Origin of the sequence: Brevibacillus parabrevis (genome assembly GCF_003710905.1) — a bacterium.
Classification (GTDB): domain Bacteria; phylum Bacillota; class Bacilli; order Brevibacillales; family Brevibacillaceae; genus Brevibacillus; species Brevibacillus parabrevis.
Window position 1 is genome coordinate 600,770 of sequence record NZ_RHHV01000012.1, and the last position, 14,572, is coordinate 615,341.

Here is a 14,572-nt window from a genome sequence, read left to right on the forward strand (position 1 = left end):
AAGAGATATTTAACAACATTAATGATCATTCAAAAGAACATATTGGATGCTTCTTTGCGCAACATTACCCAGCAAAAAAACGAAGTGAATATTGCCATATCGGATTTTGGTATTGGTATCCCAAGCAATGTACAAAGTGTGATCCCTGGATTGACTGATTCATTAGCTATCCAGAAAGCAACAGAACAAGGTTTTAGCACTAAGAGCACCCCCGGAAACAGAGGGGCTGGATTGGATGTTTTAGTAAAAAATGTTGTAAAAAATAACCAGGGGTGGGTTTACATCCATTCAAACCATGGTATAGTAAAATGTAAACTCGGTCATAATAATGACATTGCGATGGAGCCGAGTGACATCAGTGGATTTTACCCAGGAACTTTATTTGAAATAGTGTTGAGAACAGACACTATTGAACATGTAGAAGAGGAGGAGTTCGAATGGTGATTAACATACTTGATCACGTAGAACGCTGTTACTCCAATGCTGACGGAGATATTATCTTCGCTTTGATCATGCCAAAAATAGCTGCAGGGCAACAAGTTACAATCTCTTTCAGTGGCGTCGACAGTGTACCTTCGTCATTTGTAAATTCTGCATTCATTGCTTTATTGGATGATTTTCCTTTTGAGCATGTGCGCAGCCACTTGAAATTCACTAATACGACGAAGCAAATCAATGAAATGATTAAAAATCGTTTTTCTTTCGAGGTTAATGAGAGAAAAAAGTTGATTAACGTTTAATTAGCGTTCCAAAAGCTCCACTAAATGTGGAGCTTTTTTATTTGCATGTTTTCTTCTTGTTCGCATATAATACAAACAAATGTTCTTGTTTGGAGGCGAACAGCATGAGAATCAGCAAGTTAAGCAATCCAACTTTAGGGCGTTTCGTACTTCCGGAGCAACGCGAGTTGTATTTAAGGATGAAGGAAGACGAGAAGCTGGTACATATGCCTGTGCTTGAGCAGGACGAGCTGGAGTCTTTCCAGTACCAACTCCGCGACGCAGCTCGCGAGGACTATGCCGTCACAGTGACCTGGTGGCAGTCCGTGAAAGGTGAGCTGGGTACAACGCGCAGCATGTGGGGAGTCGTTAAGTGGATCGATGCGAATGCGCGCCGGATCAAGCTGGTAAATGATGAAGATGTTCAGTGGATACCCATCGGCTGTATCGTTTCAGTACGGGCATAGCCTTACCCTGTCGGACATAGTAAACTAGAGTAAAATGAACAAGGCGGGGCTATTTAATGAATACAGTGCTGGTTTCTATTATGGGTATTAACGAGGCATCCGAATCTTGGGAGCTTAGCAATGATACGATCAGAGAACTATGCAAAAGTGGTAAAATCATCGCTGCGCCAATTGACGATACATGGGCTATACTTCGTGAGCAATCAGAAGCAACTTTGCAACTGATCGAGGATGCCCGCAAGAAAGAGAGCCTGTATCATATTGCTTTCTCTTCACCCGATGAACCAATTATCAATTTTATTAAGGATGGCATGGGTATGCTTTCTTTAGAACAGCTTATCGAAGCAATTTTTGTACGTGTTCCTGGTCCAGTTTCTACGCGAGCTGCAAATTCACTCAAAAGAGTCGGTATTAGTACAGTGAAATGCCTCGTTGAATCCACATTCAATCGACTTTGCCCACTTTTTTGCCCACTTCTTGCCCACGAAAAAATGAAGCGTTTCGAAATCATTTGAGACGTCACTAGGTAAAATCATGGATGCAACGGGATTTTCATGGAGTTTTAAAGTTGATCGAAAGCCAAGGACATGTTCCGCACACGCGTTCACGACTGGGAGCGCGAGCAGTACATGGCTGCTTACTAAGAAGTCCAAACCCCTTGTGCCTCATGGTGCGAGGGGTTTTTTGCTTTGGTGGGTGCGGGTGTAAAAATCGCCTCACCCACAAGCGTACCCACAAATCACTCATAAATCTTCTGCATATGGTCTTCAAATTTTCTCGTGAAGGGCCGAACCCGGAGTGCTTCAAGGCGATTTACACAGGCTTTACCTCTGCGTCGACCGGACGCCAGTTCCGTTTCAACGAGGAAGACCAGGCAAACTTCAACCAGCAGAGCACGCTATTTCTGTTGAAACCTGATCTTGCCGAGACGCAATGGAAAACGGAAGACGCGGGCATCGTCAGCCTGACGCGGGAACAGTTCATTGAGGTGGTGCTGGAGGCAGGGCAGCATAAGCAGGAGCAAATCGCTAGGTACTGGACCTGAAAGCTCAGGTCGAAGCTGCTGAAACAAAAAACAAGTGAAATCTGTCAACTGGTAGGAGGTCGAGCGCATGGACTTGAAGCGCTTGGACCTTCTTTTTGTATCTGGTCGCTCGCCTTTGGCGGGGGCTATACAGTGGTTTACTGACTCACCATACAGTCACCTTGCTATCGTGCTGGATGACATGCACATTGCGGAGATGGATTGGCGGTTTCCATTGCAGCGGCACCACAATAATTATCCACCGTGGCAATGTGACGTGTACCGATATCGCGGCGAGCTGACAGCGGCGCAGGTTGCCACAATGACCGAATTTATCCAGGCGCACATCGGGACGGTGGACAAGATGTTTGAGGCAGCGGGCATCAGGCTGAGGAGCGGCGATATCGGCAAGGTTTCGCCTGCTGATTTGGCACGGTCAAGCCTGCTGCAAAGAGTCGCGTAGCTTTACATGACAACAAGACTGAGAGCCAGCCCCGAACAGATCGGGGAAATTTTTGTTCCCGGATGAGGGGGGATAGGAACATGAATTTTGACGGCATGATCACAGTTATTACAGTTGTGTCTGGACTTACAGGCATTGCGTTGGGGTGGATTGGCCGGGTCAGGACGGGATCAGTAAGGATGGACTGATGCCATGCAACGCGTCCACGTCTATGGATACGGAGGTGCTTTTGACTGATGAAGTTCAGCAATCAAGAGTCCATCACGGAAATTCGCAAAAAGCAGCAGGAAACGCCGGAACAAAAGATTGTCAGGCTGGAGGCGGAGCTGGTCGCCGAAAAAAATGACAAGTTAACAATCATGGAGGCAACTGCTCAACTGTATGAGGAGTTGCTGATGTTGAAAGAGCAGATGCCAGGAGGGACGGCAGAGTGGCAGCAATTTACTACAGTTTGATCAAGGCAGGCAGGCGGGAGATGGAACAAGTTCCCGCGCATCTTCGAGAGGAAGTGCAGGCGATGCTTGATGCTGAAATCAGCGCTAATTAATCTTGGCATCTGGTTCGTATCTTTGGGGGGGAGGTGAGGACATTTTGGTAGCGATCTACGTTGCTCTGATCGTCGCTGGCCGCCGCATATACAACAGTGTGTCGGTTGGCTTGAAACCAGCCGTAAAAGAAGACCCGGAAGCATTGGGGCTAGGCACTGAAGGTAAGCCTTTGGTGTAATGCTCCATTCGTTGAAAGGGGTGTTTTTTATGGGGCTGCTAATGTGGCTCCCTATATATTTGTCGAAAACAATTTGTGTCAATGCAGACATAATTGGTGTACAATAAAAACGCCCATTGTGAATTTTCTTTCTTATCCGTTGATGGAACGCCGTGTGCGATGAAAGTCGCCTGCACGGTGTAGGCTCGAACGAAAACCCTCGTAAAGAGAAGGGAATAAGTCGAGAATAGCACACCAATATTTAATCTTGGAACAATGTTTGAAGATGGAGCAGCATTTGGTCCACAGGAATTACCATACAATCACAATCTCAGTGCAATCTTCCTGGATCAAGCGAATGGCCCTGGTACGGTTACATTTTCGAACGCGAGAAGCAGTGATCCTGCTGTAGGAAACCCTAGAATCCAGCATGGTGCGATGAATGTATCGTTGATCGTAGATAAGGTTGGGGTAGGGGAAACAACGGTATCATTTGATTACACTGACATCACCGGCGTCACCCGCACGCACTCTTGGGTTTTTAAGTTTAATTAATATCTTTGCTTCCATCAATGGCCCTCGGGAAATCCCGGGGGTATTTTTTATCAACTAGACCATGAGCCAGCCCCGAGCCGACCGGGGCAATTTTTACTGCACCGAGGGGAGAGAGGAAGAAGAGCGAATGGACAACTTTATCAAAACAGGAATTGCTATCGGAGGCGTAGCAGCCTCTTTTCTTTTTGGCGGCTGGTCAGCATTGCTCAGTGTGCTACTCGCATTCGTCATTTTTGATTTTGTCACTGGCCTGATTGCAGCCGGAATGGAAGGAAAGTTAAAAAGCAAGGTCGGTATGATCGGCATTGCGCGGAAGTTGTTCATCTTTTGCATGGTCGCGATTGCCCATCTGATCGACATGTCGCTTGGTGACCAAAATTTCATCCGCGACGCGACGATCTTTTTTTACCTGGCAAACGAGCTGCTAAGCATTATCGAGAACGCGGGACGCATTGGCCTGCCCGTTCCGGAATTGATTAAGCGAGCAGTAGAGGTACTAAAAGGGAGAGGGGAAGGGAAGTAACATGGAAATCACAGAAATGCTACTCACGAACCCAACAGCTGGGCCAGGTACAAAGATGGTCCCGAAAGGACTGGTCATCCACTGGACAGCCAACGAGAGAAAAGGAGCCGATGCGGTAGCAAACCGGAACTACTTCAACAAGCCGACGACAGAAGCCAGCGCTCACTACATCGTGGATGACTGGCAGATCGTCCGGTGCTTGCCGGAAATTGAAATGGGCTACCATGTCGGGGCGAAGTCGTACAAGTCAGGCTATCGCCGCTCGGGAAACCGGGCGTTTTTTATTTGCAAGTTTCCCAGTTGTTCAAATGAGAACTAACGTTCTTGTTTGGGGCGAACTTGTCGGCAGGAGAAGGCTTTGGCCGACAGATGAAGCTGGCGGAAACGACGAATGATGCCATGGAGCTGTATGAGGCAGCCTGCCGGTTGTTTGCAGTATCGGGATCAACCTGGAACAACTCGTTTCCGATCATGCCGTGCAGCTGAATTTGTTCACAGACAACCACAAACGCCGTTCGCTTGCCCGGACGATCGATGAGATTCGTACGCGGTTTGGTACGGACGCGATTTTGCGGGCAGCCTCTGTCACGGAGGCTGGTCAGGCGAAAGAACGCGCGCAAGATCGGGGGGCACTATGAGTGAAAGAGACGCGTGTCTCTAGAAAAGATAACGTGTTTGCAGCCAGTCGATTTGTACTGGCCGGATCAAGCTGGTAAACGATGAGGACTGGCAGTGGATATCGATAGATGCTACCATGTCTGTCCGTTCATAGCCTTACCCTGCCGGACATAGTAAACTAGAGTAAAGTGAACAAGGCGGGGCTATTTAATGAAAAAAGCGCTGGTTTATATTATGGGTGTTAACGAGGCATCCGAAGCCTGGGAGCTTAGCAATGACACGATCAGAGAACTATGCAAGAGCGGTAAAATCGTCGCTGCACCAATTGATGACACATGGGCTATACTTCGTGAGCAATCAGAAGCAACCTTGCAACTGATCGAGGACATTCGGAAGAAAGAGAGTCTGTATCATGTTGCTGCAGATTCACCTGATGAGCCAATCATCAATTTATTAAAGGATATCGTACTACCTTTAGATCAGCCTATCGAAACGATCTTTGAGTATGACACTGGTCGCCTTTCTACACGAGCTATAAATGCACTGAGAAGAGTTGGCATCAGAACAGTACGCCATTTGGTTGAATCCACCTTTAATCGACTTTGGCCTATTCGAAATTTGGGCAATCGTGCTCTGATGCATACTTTTCACGCATTGAAGCAAGCAGCTACAATCCCGTCACCTTGACTTGGTGACGGGGAAACCCCTTGTGCCTCATGGTGCGAGGGGTTTTTTGTGCTCCACTCTTTGCTCATTTTGTCTACATCCTTTTCCTTAACGAGATATAATGGAATCATAAAACGTAAAGTTCACTTTAAGTCAAGGAGGGCCGTTATGTCAGGGCTTAGCATTGGTCAATTGGCTGCAAAAGCAGAATTGAGCGCATCGACACTTCGTTATTATGAATCTGTTGGATTGCTGCCAGCGCCTGAGCGAAAAAACGGTCAGCGCCGCTATGATGAATGTTTGCAGAAGATAAACAATACGGGGGCGTGTTAGAAAGGGGCAGTGCGAGAAGTGATTTCCAGAGAGCAATTAGAAAAGCATCAAATATGGCTATATGCTGCTGTATTAATGATTGCAGCCGGATTTGGCTTGTTGTGGCCGGAATCGAGCAAAAGTTTCGATCAGATGATTTCGATTGTACTCGCCATTTTAATGTATGGCATGTTTGCGCAAATTCCTTTTTTTCGTTTAAAAGCGGCGTTAACAAATCGAAAGTTCATCTATGCACTACTTATTACGAATTACATAGCCGTACCTGTTCTTGTATGGGGGTTAACCCGGTTTCTTTCAGCCGATCCAGCGATCCTGCTAGGTGTGCTTCTTGTTTTGCTCACGCCCTGCATTGACTACGTGATCGTTTTTACACATCTTGGGCGCGGGAACGAAAAGCTTGTTTGGGTTTCAACTCCGATCCTTTTTGTCACCCAAATGCTTTTGTTGCCTGTTTACCTATGGCTGTTTATGGGCAAGACAGCGGCTGAAATCGTGAGTGTCGGGCCTTTTTTCGAAGCATTTTTAGGACTTATCGTTGCTCCGCTGCTACTTGCTCTGCTTACACAATGGTGGGCACGGCGACAGCCAAAGGGAGAACATCTCCTTGATGCGACTGCATGGCTTCCAGTACCTTTTATGGCTCTGACTCTTTTTGTTGTCGTTGCATCACAAATCGCCAAACTATATACCTCTTTTGAGTCTATTGTCCAAGTGGTTCCCGTCTATGCAGCATATATGGTCATTACGCCGATTGTTGCTCGTATCGTTTCTCGTCTGTTCCGTTTAGATATCGGAGCGGGGCGAGCTCTTATTTTTAGCGCAGCAACTCGTAACTCGCTTGTCGTTCTTCCCTTTGCACTGGCGCTACCAGAACCACTAAACGGGGTGGTGTCTGCTGTCATCGTAACGCAAACGGTTGTAGAACTTATCGGGGAGCTAGTATACATTCGGCTTGTTCCAAAGGTGCTTTTGCGAGGGACGGATTGAAAACCGAAAGCATGTTCCGCACAGGCATCCGCGACTGGAAGCACGGGTGAGGTAACAGGTTGGCACCTCAAAAAAGCTTTATTGCGAAATTCGTTTCCCAAATGCTAAAAATATCCTAAAATATTGATAATTGATCAAGAACCCTTTTACACAACTAAATCAGACCATGCAGAAACTCACAAGCGAACAAGCGAAAAGAGGGAAACAAATGACAACAACCATGGATTCAAAAGAGTTCGTCAATCGCCGTCAAAAACTCGCGGAAAAAATGCCTGAGCATAGCGTACTGGTCCTATTCTCTGGGGTTGCCAAGACGCGCAGCCAAGACGATAAATATCCGTTTTCACCGAACCGCAACTTCTACTATCTCACCGGCATCGCGCGCAGCAACCTCATTCTCATGATCACGAAACGCGCGGGCAGCGTGAGCGAAACGTTATTTCTCCAGCGCCCAAATGAACTGGAAGCGAAATGGACAGGCGCCGTCTTGTCGGATCAAGAGGCAAAAGAGTTGTCTGGTATCGAACACTTCGACTATCTCGATGAGTGGCTGGAGGCTTTTGCGACTTTTGTGCGGCGTTGCGAAGGTCAGTGCTCGCTCTATCTTGACTTGTATCGTTACCAGTGGAGCGATGAGCAGACCCTTGCAGAGGCTTTTGCTGAAGACGCGCAAAAGAAATACAAGACTTTGCAAATTCAGGATGCAGGCCCGTGGCTGAAAGAACTGCGCATGGTAAAGAGTCCGGCAGAGATCGAAGAAATCAAGCGTGCGATTGCGATCACAGATGAAGCCATCCGGCGTATGTGGGCGCATTCACGTCCTGGAATCATGGAATATGAGCTGGAGGCGCACTATGATTTTGCGTTGAAGTCGAACGGGGTGCGCGAGCTGCCGTATTTGCCGATTATTGCGAGCGGCATCAATGCTACTGTTTTGCACTATGAGGCGAATAATCAGCGAGCGGAAGATGGTGACCTGGTCCTGCTCGACCTTGGTGCGGCATCGAACTACTATGCGGCTGATATTTCGCGTACATTTCCCGTGAATGGCCGCTTTACAGAACGTCAAAAAGCGATTTATCAACTCGTGCTCGAAGCCGAAATCAAGACCATCGAAGCTGTGAAACCGGGTGTCACGCTTCAACAACTAAACGAGGTCACGAAACAAGTATTGGCGGATGGCCTGTTGCGTCTCGGTCTTATCCAAGACAGCAGCGAACTGTCCAGGTACTACTACCATGCCGTGTCGCATCACCTTGGGCTGGATACGCACGATGTTTCGGACTACAGTGCTGTCATGCAGCCTGGTATGGTGATCACGATTGAACCTGGCCTGTACATAGAGGAAGAAGCGATTGGCATTCGGATTGAAGATGATGTGCTAGTCACCGCAGATGGCTATGAGGTGCTCTCAGCGCAGATCCCGAAGGAAATCGCAGAAGTGGAATTGCTGATCGGGAAAAAGGAATAGCGAACGCTTGCCAGCCAGATGGCATCGTAAGCAAGGCATCATGCAAGCATTCGTCTAATACGCGAAACGGGAGGGCGTCAGATTCGCACCAGCACAAAAGGTGTGATCTGGCGCTTTTTATTTTGCCGCTGCCAAGCGCGTGGTTCGCATGGAAGCGGCGATGAGCCAGGATGCATGAGGCGATAGGAACGTAACCGGATAGCAACTGACGCTTTTCTTTTGCAAAATGCCAAACGGACCGAACCTTTTTGGGCAAACGAGACAATATAGGGTGTAAGCTGCTTACTCAGGAGGGCCCTCTGAATGCAAAGGGAATACATGTACGAATTGCTCGCGAAAATGAAAGAAGGGAATCGACAGGCGTTTCATGCGTTTTATGACGCAACTTATCAGGATGTGTACCGGACAGTCTCCTTTCTCGTGGATCATCCGCAAGATCGGGAAGATGTCATGAACGAGATTTACATGCAAATGTGGACCTCGCTCGCGAACTACGATACGAACCGGCCTTTCCACTTTTGGCTGCATGGCTTGGTCGTCCGCCAAGTACAGCGATTTCGGGTCAAGCGTTGGCGGAGATTCCGAATTTTTGAGCGCGTCCGCGTTTTCTTTCGGGACGAGAATCACTGGGACCAACCGACTGTGCTGATGGATGGAACGAATCAAATGATAGAGCAGGCCATCCAAAAGCTGACGGACAAACAGCGAACGGTGATTATCCTCCGCTTTTTTCACGACTATACGCTGGAGGAAATCGCGGTCTTGCTGCAAATTCCGCCGGGTACAGTCAAGTCCAGATACCATGCGGGTCTTGAGGCGCTGCGAAAATACGTACGGAATCTCCCCCCGGAAAGGATGGAACAGCTCAATGCTTATGGAACGCAAAATTCGTGAACATCTCGAGCAAAAAGCAGAAACGATGGAGTGCCCACCGGCCATTTCCAGACGAATCGAACAATCCTATTCTCACTATTTGCAACAAAAAAGGAGCGGAATAACTATGAAAAAACGATTGATAAGCGGTATCGCAGCCGCAGCGATTTTGATTCCAACGGCAGCATTTGCAGCCCCAGCCTTGATTGAAATTTTGACCCGAACACCGATGACTGCCGAACAAGTCCAAGTAGATGAAGTCGGCAAGGCAACACTTGAAAAGCTGTACCGTGCTTTTCCAGAGACAAAATCGTTTGCGATTATCGACGCCAGCAACGTTCAAGGTGTCCAAACAAGCATCACTTTGCAGGACAAAAGCGGGAGCGGCAAAAAGTTTACTCTTCATACAAACAGCCGTACGGGTACGATTGAACACATCATCCAGGAAAATGACGGGGGATCTGAGGAAAAGCCGCTGATTGCTTCCACCGAGCAGGAAATCAAGGCGAAAGTAGACGATCTGCTGAATAAAATGTACGGCAACATCAGCGAGTACGAGTTTGCTATGGAGCAAATGGAGAACGCGGACCAAAAAACGCTTATGCTCAATTACAGCAAAAAGGGAGCGAAAACCCCGTTCTACCAAGTATTTGTTCAGGGCAATACGATCAGCGCGTCGCTAATTGGAGGGGAAACGACACCTTCCGCCGCGAAAGTAGAAGGCTTTTTCACGATGAACGGCCAGCCTGATTATACTGCGGATGCTTTTTTCAATGATGAAAAGCTGTTGTCTTTGCTAAAAATGAGCGCAGCCGACTTAAAACAGGAACTGGCAAAAGGAAAATCGGTCGTGGAGATCGCAGCCGCTAAAAATATCTCCAAGCAACAAGTAATAGATGTCATTGCAACAACGCAGGTTGAGGTGCAAATGCAAGGGGAGAACAGCAAAGCAGGCAGCCATTCCAAAGAACAGATGCTGAAAGCGATTGAGCCAAAAGTATTGCAACTGATTGAGCGCAAAAATGAAACATCGAGCAAAAAATAGCAAGCTCGGCACATAAGGTTGAGAGATATCGCGGGAGAAGCGAAATGACATTTTGCCAGAACCAGCAGCAATAACAGGATCAAAAACAGAAAAAACGCTTAACGAAGCTGCGCTACCAGACATTCGTTCACGGCATTAGCAGTAGCGTACGAAAACTTGAACTCAAAAAGGTGACCCGGAAGAGGCAGCGCTTGCAAAAAGTGCTCCTCCTGCGGGTCATTTGCGTTTTCATCAACAATTCGAATGACCGATGGTGTCACGGGGCAAAGGAGGGCGTTTGCAAAAATGGCACCCCAGTGATTTGTGCTATAACCAAGCCCGTTTTAACAACTCCACGCCAAGCTTGACTTCATCGCATGACAAGTTGCTGAACCCAAGTCTAATGATAGGCTCTGCGGTCTTGTTTTTCAAAAAATAGAGGGAAGTAGGATAGACTTTCACTCCCAGAAGGGAAGCTTGCTGAATGAGCCATTCCTCTGAACGCTCCAAGTGCACTTTGACCAAGACGTACAATCCAGACTGCTCGCCAATGACAGTGATGTTGTGCTGGAAATGATTCCGTAATTCAGAAACGAAGTGCTGCATTTTGCGTTTATAAACAAGCCGCATTCGTTTAATGTGGCGATTCCATTCGCCTTCTTCCATAAATTTTGCCATAGCGAACTGGCTCAGCAGCGACGTCGTGCTCTCGAAATGTGCGAAGTGCTTTTTATAGCTGTCTAGCAGTGGCTGCGGCAACACCATGTAACTTAAGCGTATGCCTGGCAGAAAGCACTTGGAAAAATTGCCAAGGTAAACAACTCTCGCGGAATCGATGGAAGCGAGAGCGGGGAATGGCTGTTGGGTATAGCGAAATTCACTATCGTAATCATCTTCAATAATGTACCCTTGCCGCTTGTTTGCCCAATGGATCAGCGCATGCCTTTGCTGAATGGTCATGCTTACTCCGTATGGACTGTGGTGGGACGGAGCCACATAAATTAATTTTGATTTCGTATGTGCCAATTGGGAAAAATCAGCGCCTGTCTCATAAACGGGTAACGTTTCCAGCGTAAAACGATTTAATTGAAAAGCTTCCCGAGCGCCATCATAGCCAGGGTCTTCCACAATGATGCTTGAGAAATCACGTTTCAGGACAAGACTTAAATACAGCAGCATTTGTTGGGTACTGCTTCCGATGATAACGGCATTCGGATCTGTGCGTACCCCGCGAGACTGGAGCAAGTAAGCTGCGATTTGTTCGCGCAAACACCGTTCGCCAAAAGGTTCTCCGTAGCGATAGGTGTCTTTTGCCGTTAAGATTTGATTCGAAATTCTTCTCCACGCTTTTACAGGGAAGTGCGTCTGATCGACGACATCTGCGCGGAAATCAATGCGAGCAACTGGCATCAGCTCTGCTTGCCTGGAATGAGGCGTGCTGCGAGTTGCTTGAAATAAAAGGGGCTCTAACTCATTGACAAAATACCCTTTTCGGCCTTCGCTACGTACATACCCTTCGGCAACAAGCTGTTCATAAGCCAGCAAGGTCGTATTGCGGCTGACATGCAAAGAATCGGCAAGCTGGCGGATGGAGGGCAAAGGCTCACCCGCCTTTATGTCGCCTTGCTCAATAAATGCTTTGAATTTTTCGTAGATTTGTTTGTATTTAGGAGAGTGATCCTGGAAGGTAAAAATGGTATTTTTCATCTATATCCCTTCTGACATGTACATTTACTCCGTATTGTATCTTTTTTTATGTCAGTTTGTATTTTATTGTTTGTTCATCGGGCAGTTATTTTGCATACAGAAAGGATGAGCATGGTGTACACTCCGAAGCAATATCGCATGAATCATGATGAGGCGGTTCAAATGATGAAGACTTCCCCGTTTGCCTTGCTGATTACGGTGGAGGAACAGCGCCCGTTGGCTACGCACATTCCGGTGGAGATTCGCGAAGAAGAAGGGAAAATTTATGCTACGGGGCACATCGCATACGGCAATACGCAGAAAAAAACGTTGAAAAACAATCGTGATGTCTTGCTGATTTTCCAAGGACCACACACCGACATTCAAGGGGCAGCCAAAATGAGTCAAAATCGCAACAACACCGATTACAAATCGATTGTGGGAGAGCTTGAAAAGTCAAATGATCAAGAGGAAAATCTCGTTGCCGAATGGCTGCGTGAGCAACGGAAAGAGTTATTTAAATAATTGGCCTGAAAGTGCTTCACGCAAGCCCAAGCAGATCGTGTACAAAAATACAGCAAGGAGTTGCAAGTCATGGAATTTTCAACGGTTTGGCTGTTTGTAATCGCTGCCGCTACCTTGTTAATCATACCTGGACCTGCTGTGTTCTACATTATGGCAAGAAGTATAGATCAAGGCAAAAAAGCGGGCTTGGTATCGGTTCTCGGTGTATCTTTTGGTGGTTCTGTCCATGTGATCGCGGGAGCAATCGGAGTTTCTGCGATCCTGATGACGTCAGCAACAGCCTTTCATATCGTGAAATACGTGGGAGCTGCCTATCTGGTCTATCTCGGGTGCAAGACTTTGTTTTCCAAAGCGGATCGAACAGACGCAGAGATACCAAAAGCCCCTCGCAAACAGTTAGGGAAGATTTTTTGCGAATCCGCCATCGTGGAAGTCATGAATCCGAAGACAGCGCTCTTTTTTCTAGCCTTCTTTCCGCAGTTCATCTCACCTTCTGCTGGTTCTGTTACCGTACAGTTTTTGCTTTTGGGAGCGATATTTTTGATCCTGGCTTTGATTAGCGATGGGCTGTATGCGGTTCTCGCAGCAAGTATTCGCAAGCGGATTGTGGGCAGAACAGCGAGTTCCAGGTTAGTGAAGCGGATAACCGGCTATTTTTATATGGTTCTAGGGATCATTTCCGCCTTTGCCAGTCCTGCCAAAACATAAGAGCATGATCGTGTTGTGACGCAACAAATGACGTTTCTGCCAAAAATGAAAGGGAGAGATCAAGGATGCCTAGATTTATCGCGGAAGATGACTTTTGGTCGCTATTTCTCCAGGCCAAAATAGGCGTCGTTATTTGTCAGGGGATTGATAACTCTATCAAAAACGTTGAAGTTTACGAGAAGCTGCTACAGGAAGCAGGGAAAGAAGCGCAGCAATTCCTCAAGCTGGAGGAATTGAGCAGTAATCCGGTCATTTTGGTTTGGCGCGAGGCGCAGCGGACGATGCTAACCGAAAAGACGAAAAATGCTTTCCTCTGTATGGAATTAGTCGATGAAACGAGAAGCGATGAGTTTCATAGAGCGCGAAAAGAATTGTCTGATCTCGTCTCCCGCCATCTTGGCGGTACGGTGAAGCTGGAAGTATTGGACATCCATAACAGGGAAATGGCCATTTGAAACTAAGTGTTAAAGACGTGGAATCAGGATGTTTTTCAACCGAGATAGACAAACATGCGGCTGCGTCCTGCATAAAAGAAAAGCTTGTCAGAACTCTCAATCGACCTCGCTTCGGCGGGGTTTTTGCGTTAGGCAATGTCAAAAAACAACGCGAAGCATATTTGCGCCAGGCTAAACGTTGCAATGGCGAGTGCATGATGGTATATTAATTGAGGTATCAATTATTGATGGGTCAAGTAATTGTCAGCCACTAACTGCATGCTGCTGAATTTGCTCATCCACACGCATGATCCGTATCGATTTACCAGCCCCCGGGAGGCATTTTCATGACATACAAGGAGTTTGAAGAAGAACAAATTCTCAGCTTGCTCATTGGTTTAACCAATAAAATCAGCCCGAAATTCGAGCGCTGTACCGGAATCAGTTCGACTCGTCTCGCGATCTTGCAAATGTTGTGCGAGCGAAGCGAAATCAATCAGTCCCAGCTGCAAAAGCACATCGACATCGACGGTGCGGCCATTACACGGCACTTGAAGCAACTGGAAGCGGATGGCATGGTGATTCGCTACAAAAATCCAAATGATAACCGCGAAACGTTCGTGCGCTTGTCCGACGAAGGGATCGAGCGGATTGAAGGGTACAAAAGCGAGAAACGGATTTTTATCCAGCAGATTTTGGCGGGATTCAGCGAGGAAGAGACGCGGGTTCTGGCTGATTTTCTCAAACGGATGCAAAACAACATTTGATCGATCAGAAAAGGAGTCTGTTAC

24 protein-coding genes are annotated in these 14,572 nt (G+C 47.3%); 23 read left to right on the top strand and 1 reads right to left on the bottom strand.

The features are described from left to right. Positions 1-54: 54 nt before the first annotated feature. The 19 genes from EDM60_RS29220 (at position 55) to EDM60_RS18960 (ending at position 10,449) form a co-directional block, all read left to right on the top strand. On the top strand, positions 55-444 hold the full coding sequence (locus EDM60_RS29220) for a hypothetical protein (protein WP_233454194.1): 390 nt from the start codon (positions 55-57) through the stop codon (positions 442-444). Beyond that, entirely contained in the window at positions 438-740 is a 303-nt protein-coding gene (locus tag EDM60_RS18890) for an STAS-like domain-containing protein (protein WP_122965338.1), read from the top strand. Before EDM60_RS29220 ends, EDM60_RS18890 begins: the two co-directional genes overlap by 7 nt. Before the next feature lie 104 nt (positions 741-844). Continuing rightward, positions 845-1,186 (top strand): YolD-like family protein, encoded by a 342-nt coding sequence (locus EDM60_RS18895; RefSeq protein WP_122965339.1) that lies wholly within the window; start codon positions 845-847, stop codon positions 1,184-1,186. A gap of 56 nt (positions 1,187-1,242) precedes the next feature. Continuing rightward, positions 1,243-1,701: a hypothetical protein gene (locus EDM60_RS18900; protein ID WP_122965340.1), complete on the top strand. Its 459-nt coding sequence runs from the start codon at positions 1,243-1,245 to the stop codon at positions 1,699-1,701. Positions 1,702-1,946: 245 nt separating this feature from the next. Further along, positions 1,947-2,231 carry a DUF4376 domain-containing protein gene (locus tag EDM60_RS28750; protein ID WP_244226807.1) on the top strand — a complete coding sequence of 95 codons (285 nt, stop codon included), beginning with the start codon at positions 1,947-1,949 and terminating at the stop codon, positions 2,229-2,231. Between the two features lie 67 nt (positions 2,232-2,298). Continuing rightward, positions 2,299-2,673, top strand: coding sequence for a C40 family peptidase (locus EDM60_RS18910; protein WP_122965341.1), 375 nt, complete (start codon positions 2,299-2,301; stop codon positions 2,671-2,673). Between the two features lie 236 nt (positions 2,674-2,909). Further along, positions 2,910-3,128: a hypothetical protein gene (locus tag EDM60_RS18915; RefSeq protein WP_122965342.1), complete on the top strand. Its 219-nt coding sequence runs from the start codon at positions 2,910-2,912 to the stop codon at positions 3,126-3,128. Further along, a complete protein-coding gene (locus EDM60_RS29470; protein ID WP_255679063.1) occupies positions 3,104-3,220 on the top strand; it encodes a CD1375 family protein in 117 nt (38 codons plus the stop codon). The genes EDM60_RS18915 and EDM60_RS29470 overlap by 25 nt, the downstream gene beginning before the upstream one ends. A gap of 44 nt (positions 3,221-3,264) precedes the next feature. Continuing rightward, positions 3,265-3,399 carry a CD1375 family protein gene (locus tag EDM60_RS29475; protein WP_254223122.1) on the top strand — a complete coding sequence of 45 codons (135 nt, stop codon included), beginning with the start codon at positions 3,265-3,267 and terminating at the stop codon, positions 3,397-3,399. Positions 3,400-4,060: 661 nt separating this feature from the next. Beyond that, positions 4,061-4,456, top strand: coding sequence for a phage holin family protein (locus EDM60_RS18920; RefSeq protein ID WP_122965343.1), 396 nt, complete (start codon positions 4,061-4,063; stop codon positions 4,454-4,456). Between the two features lies 1 nt (position 4,457). Next, on the top strand, positions 4,458-4,775 hold the full coding sequence (locus tag EDM60_RS18925; RefSeq protein WP_122965344.1) for an N-acetylmuramoyl-L-alanine amidase: 318 nt from the start codon (positions 4,458-4,460) through the stop codon (positions 4,773-4,775). A gap of 5 nt (positions 4,776-4,780) precedes the next feature. After that, positions 4,781-4,942: a DinB/UmuC family translesion DNA polymerase gene (locus EDM60_RS29605; protein WP_409362252.1), complete on the top strand. Its 162-nt coding sequence runs from the start codon at positions 4,781-4,783 to the stop codon at positions 4,940-4,942. Continuing rightward, positions 4,933-5,094, top strand: coding sequence for a hypothetical protein (locus tag EDM60_RS29610; protein ID WP_373926282.1), 162 nt, complete (start codon positions 4,933-4,935; stop codon positions 5,092-5,094). The genes EDM60_RS29605 and EDM60_RS29610 overlap by 10 nt, the downstream gene beginning before the upstream one ends. Positions 5,095-5,284: 190 nt before the next feature. After that, entirely contained in the window at positions 5,285-5,761 is a 477-nt protein-coding gene (locus EDM60_RS18935) for a DNA-directed RNA polymerase subunit alpha C-terminal domain-containing protein (protein WP_122965345.1), read from the top strand. Positions 5,762-5,908: 147 nt separating this feature from the next. Then, positions 5,909-6,073 (top strand): MerR family DNA-binding transcriptional regulator, encoded by a 165-nt coding sequence (locus EDM60_RS18940; RefSeq protein ID WP_229049696.1) that lies wholly within the window; start codon positions 5,909-5,911, stop codon positions 6,071-6,073. A gap of 18 nt (positions 6,074-6,091) precedes the next feature. Next, positions 6,092-7,060: an arsenic resistance protein gene (locus EDM60_RS18945; RefSeq protein ID WP_122965346.1), complete on the top strand. Its 969-nt coding sequence runs from the start codon at positions 6,092-6,094 to the stop codon at positions 7,058-7,060. Between the two features lie 220 nt (positions 7,061-7,280). Continuing rightward, on the top strand, positions 7,281-8,531 hold the full coding sequence (locus tag EDM60_RS18950; RefSeq protein ID WP_409362253.1) for an aminopeptidase P family protein: 1,251 nt from the start codon (positions 7,281-7,283) through the stop codon (positions 8,529-8,531). A 303-nt stretch (positions 8,532-8,834) separates the two neighbouring features. Then, positions 8,835-9,425, top strand: a complete 591-nt coding sequence (locus EDM60_RS18955; RefSeq protein ID WP_122965348.1) for a sigma-70 family RNA polymerase sigma factor — start codon at positions 8,835-8,837, stop codon at positions 9,423-9,425. After that, positions 9,400-10,449 (top strand): hypothetical protein, encoded by a 1,050-nt coding sequence (locus EDM60_RS18960; protein WP_174769213.1) that lies wholly within the window; start codon positions 9,400-9,402, stop codon positions 10,447-10,449. Before EDM60_RS18955 ends, EDM60_RS18960 begins: the two co-directional genes overlap by 26 nt. Positions 10,450-10,755: 306 nt before the next feature. On the opposite strand, the gene pdxR is transcribed toward EDM60_RS18960, so the two are convergent. After that, on the bottom strand, positions 10,756-12,135 hold the full coding sequence (pdxR, locus tag EDM60_RS18965) for a MocR-like pyridoxine biosynthesis transcription factor PdxR (protein WP_122965349.1): 1,380 nt from the start codon (positions 12,133-12,135) through the stop codon (positions 10,756-10,758). Positions 12,136-12,246: 111 nt separating this feature from the next. Here pdxR and EDM60_RS18970 point away from each other — a divergent pair, with 111 nt between their 5' ends. From EDM60_RS18970 to EDM60_RS18985, 4 genes are all read left to right on the top strand, one after another. Further along, on the top strand, positions 12,247-12,639 hold the full coding sequence (locus EDM60_RS18970) for an FMN-binding negative transcriptional regulator (protein ID WP_267901844.1): 393 nt from the start codon (positions 12,247-12,249) through the stop codon (positions 12,637-12,639). A gap of 69 nt (positions 12,640-12,708) precedes the next feature. Then, on the top strand, positions 12,709-13,347 hold the full coding sequence (locus EDM60_RS18975; protein WP_122965350.1) for a LysE family translocator: 639 nt from the start codon (positions 12,709-12,711) through the stop codon (positions 13,345-13,347). A gap of 65 nt (positions 13,348-13,412) precedes the next feature. Further along, positions 13,413-13,802 carry a hypothetical protein gene (locus EDM60_RS18980; protein WP_122965351.1) on the top strand — a complete coding sequence of 130 codons (390 nt, stop codon included), beginning with the start codon at positions 13,413-13,415 and terminating at the stop codon, positions 13,800-13,802. 326 nt (positions 13,803-14,128) lie between these two features. Further along, positions 14,129-14,548, top strand: coding sequence for a MarR family winged helix-turn-helix transcriptional regulator (locus EDM60_RS18985; protein ID WP_122965352.1), 420 nt, complete (start codon positions 14,129-14,131; stop codon positions 14,546-14,548). Positions 14,549-14,572 lie beyond the last annotated feature (24 nt).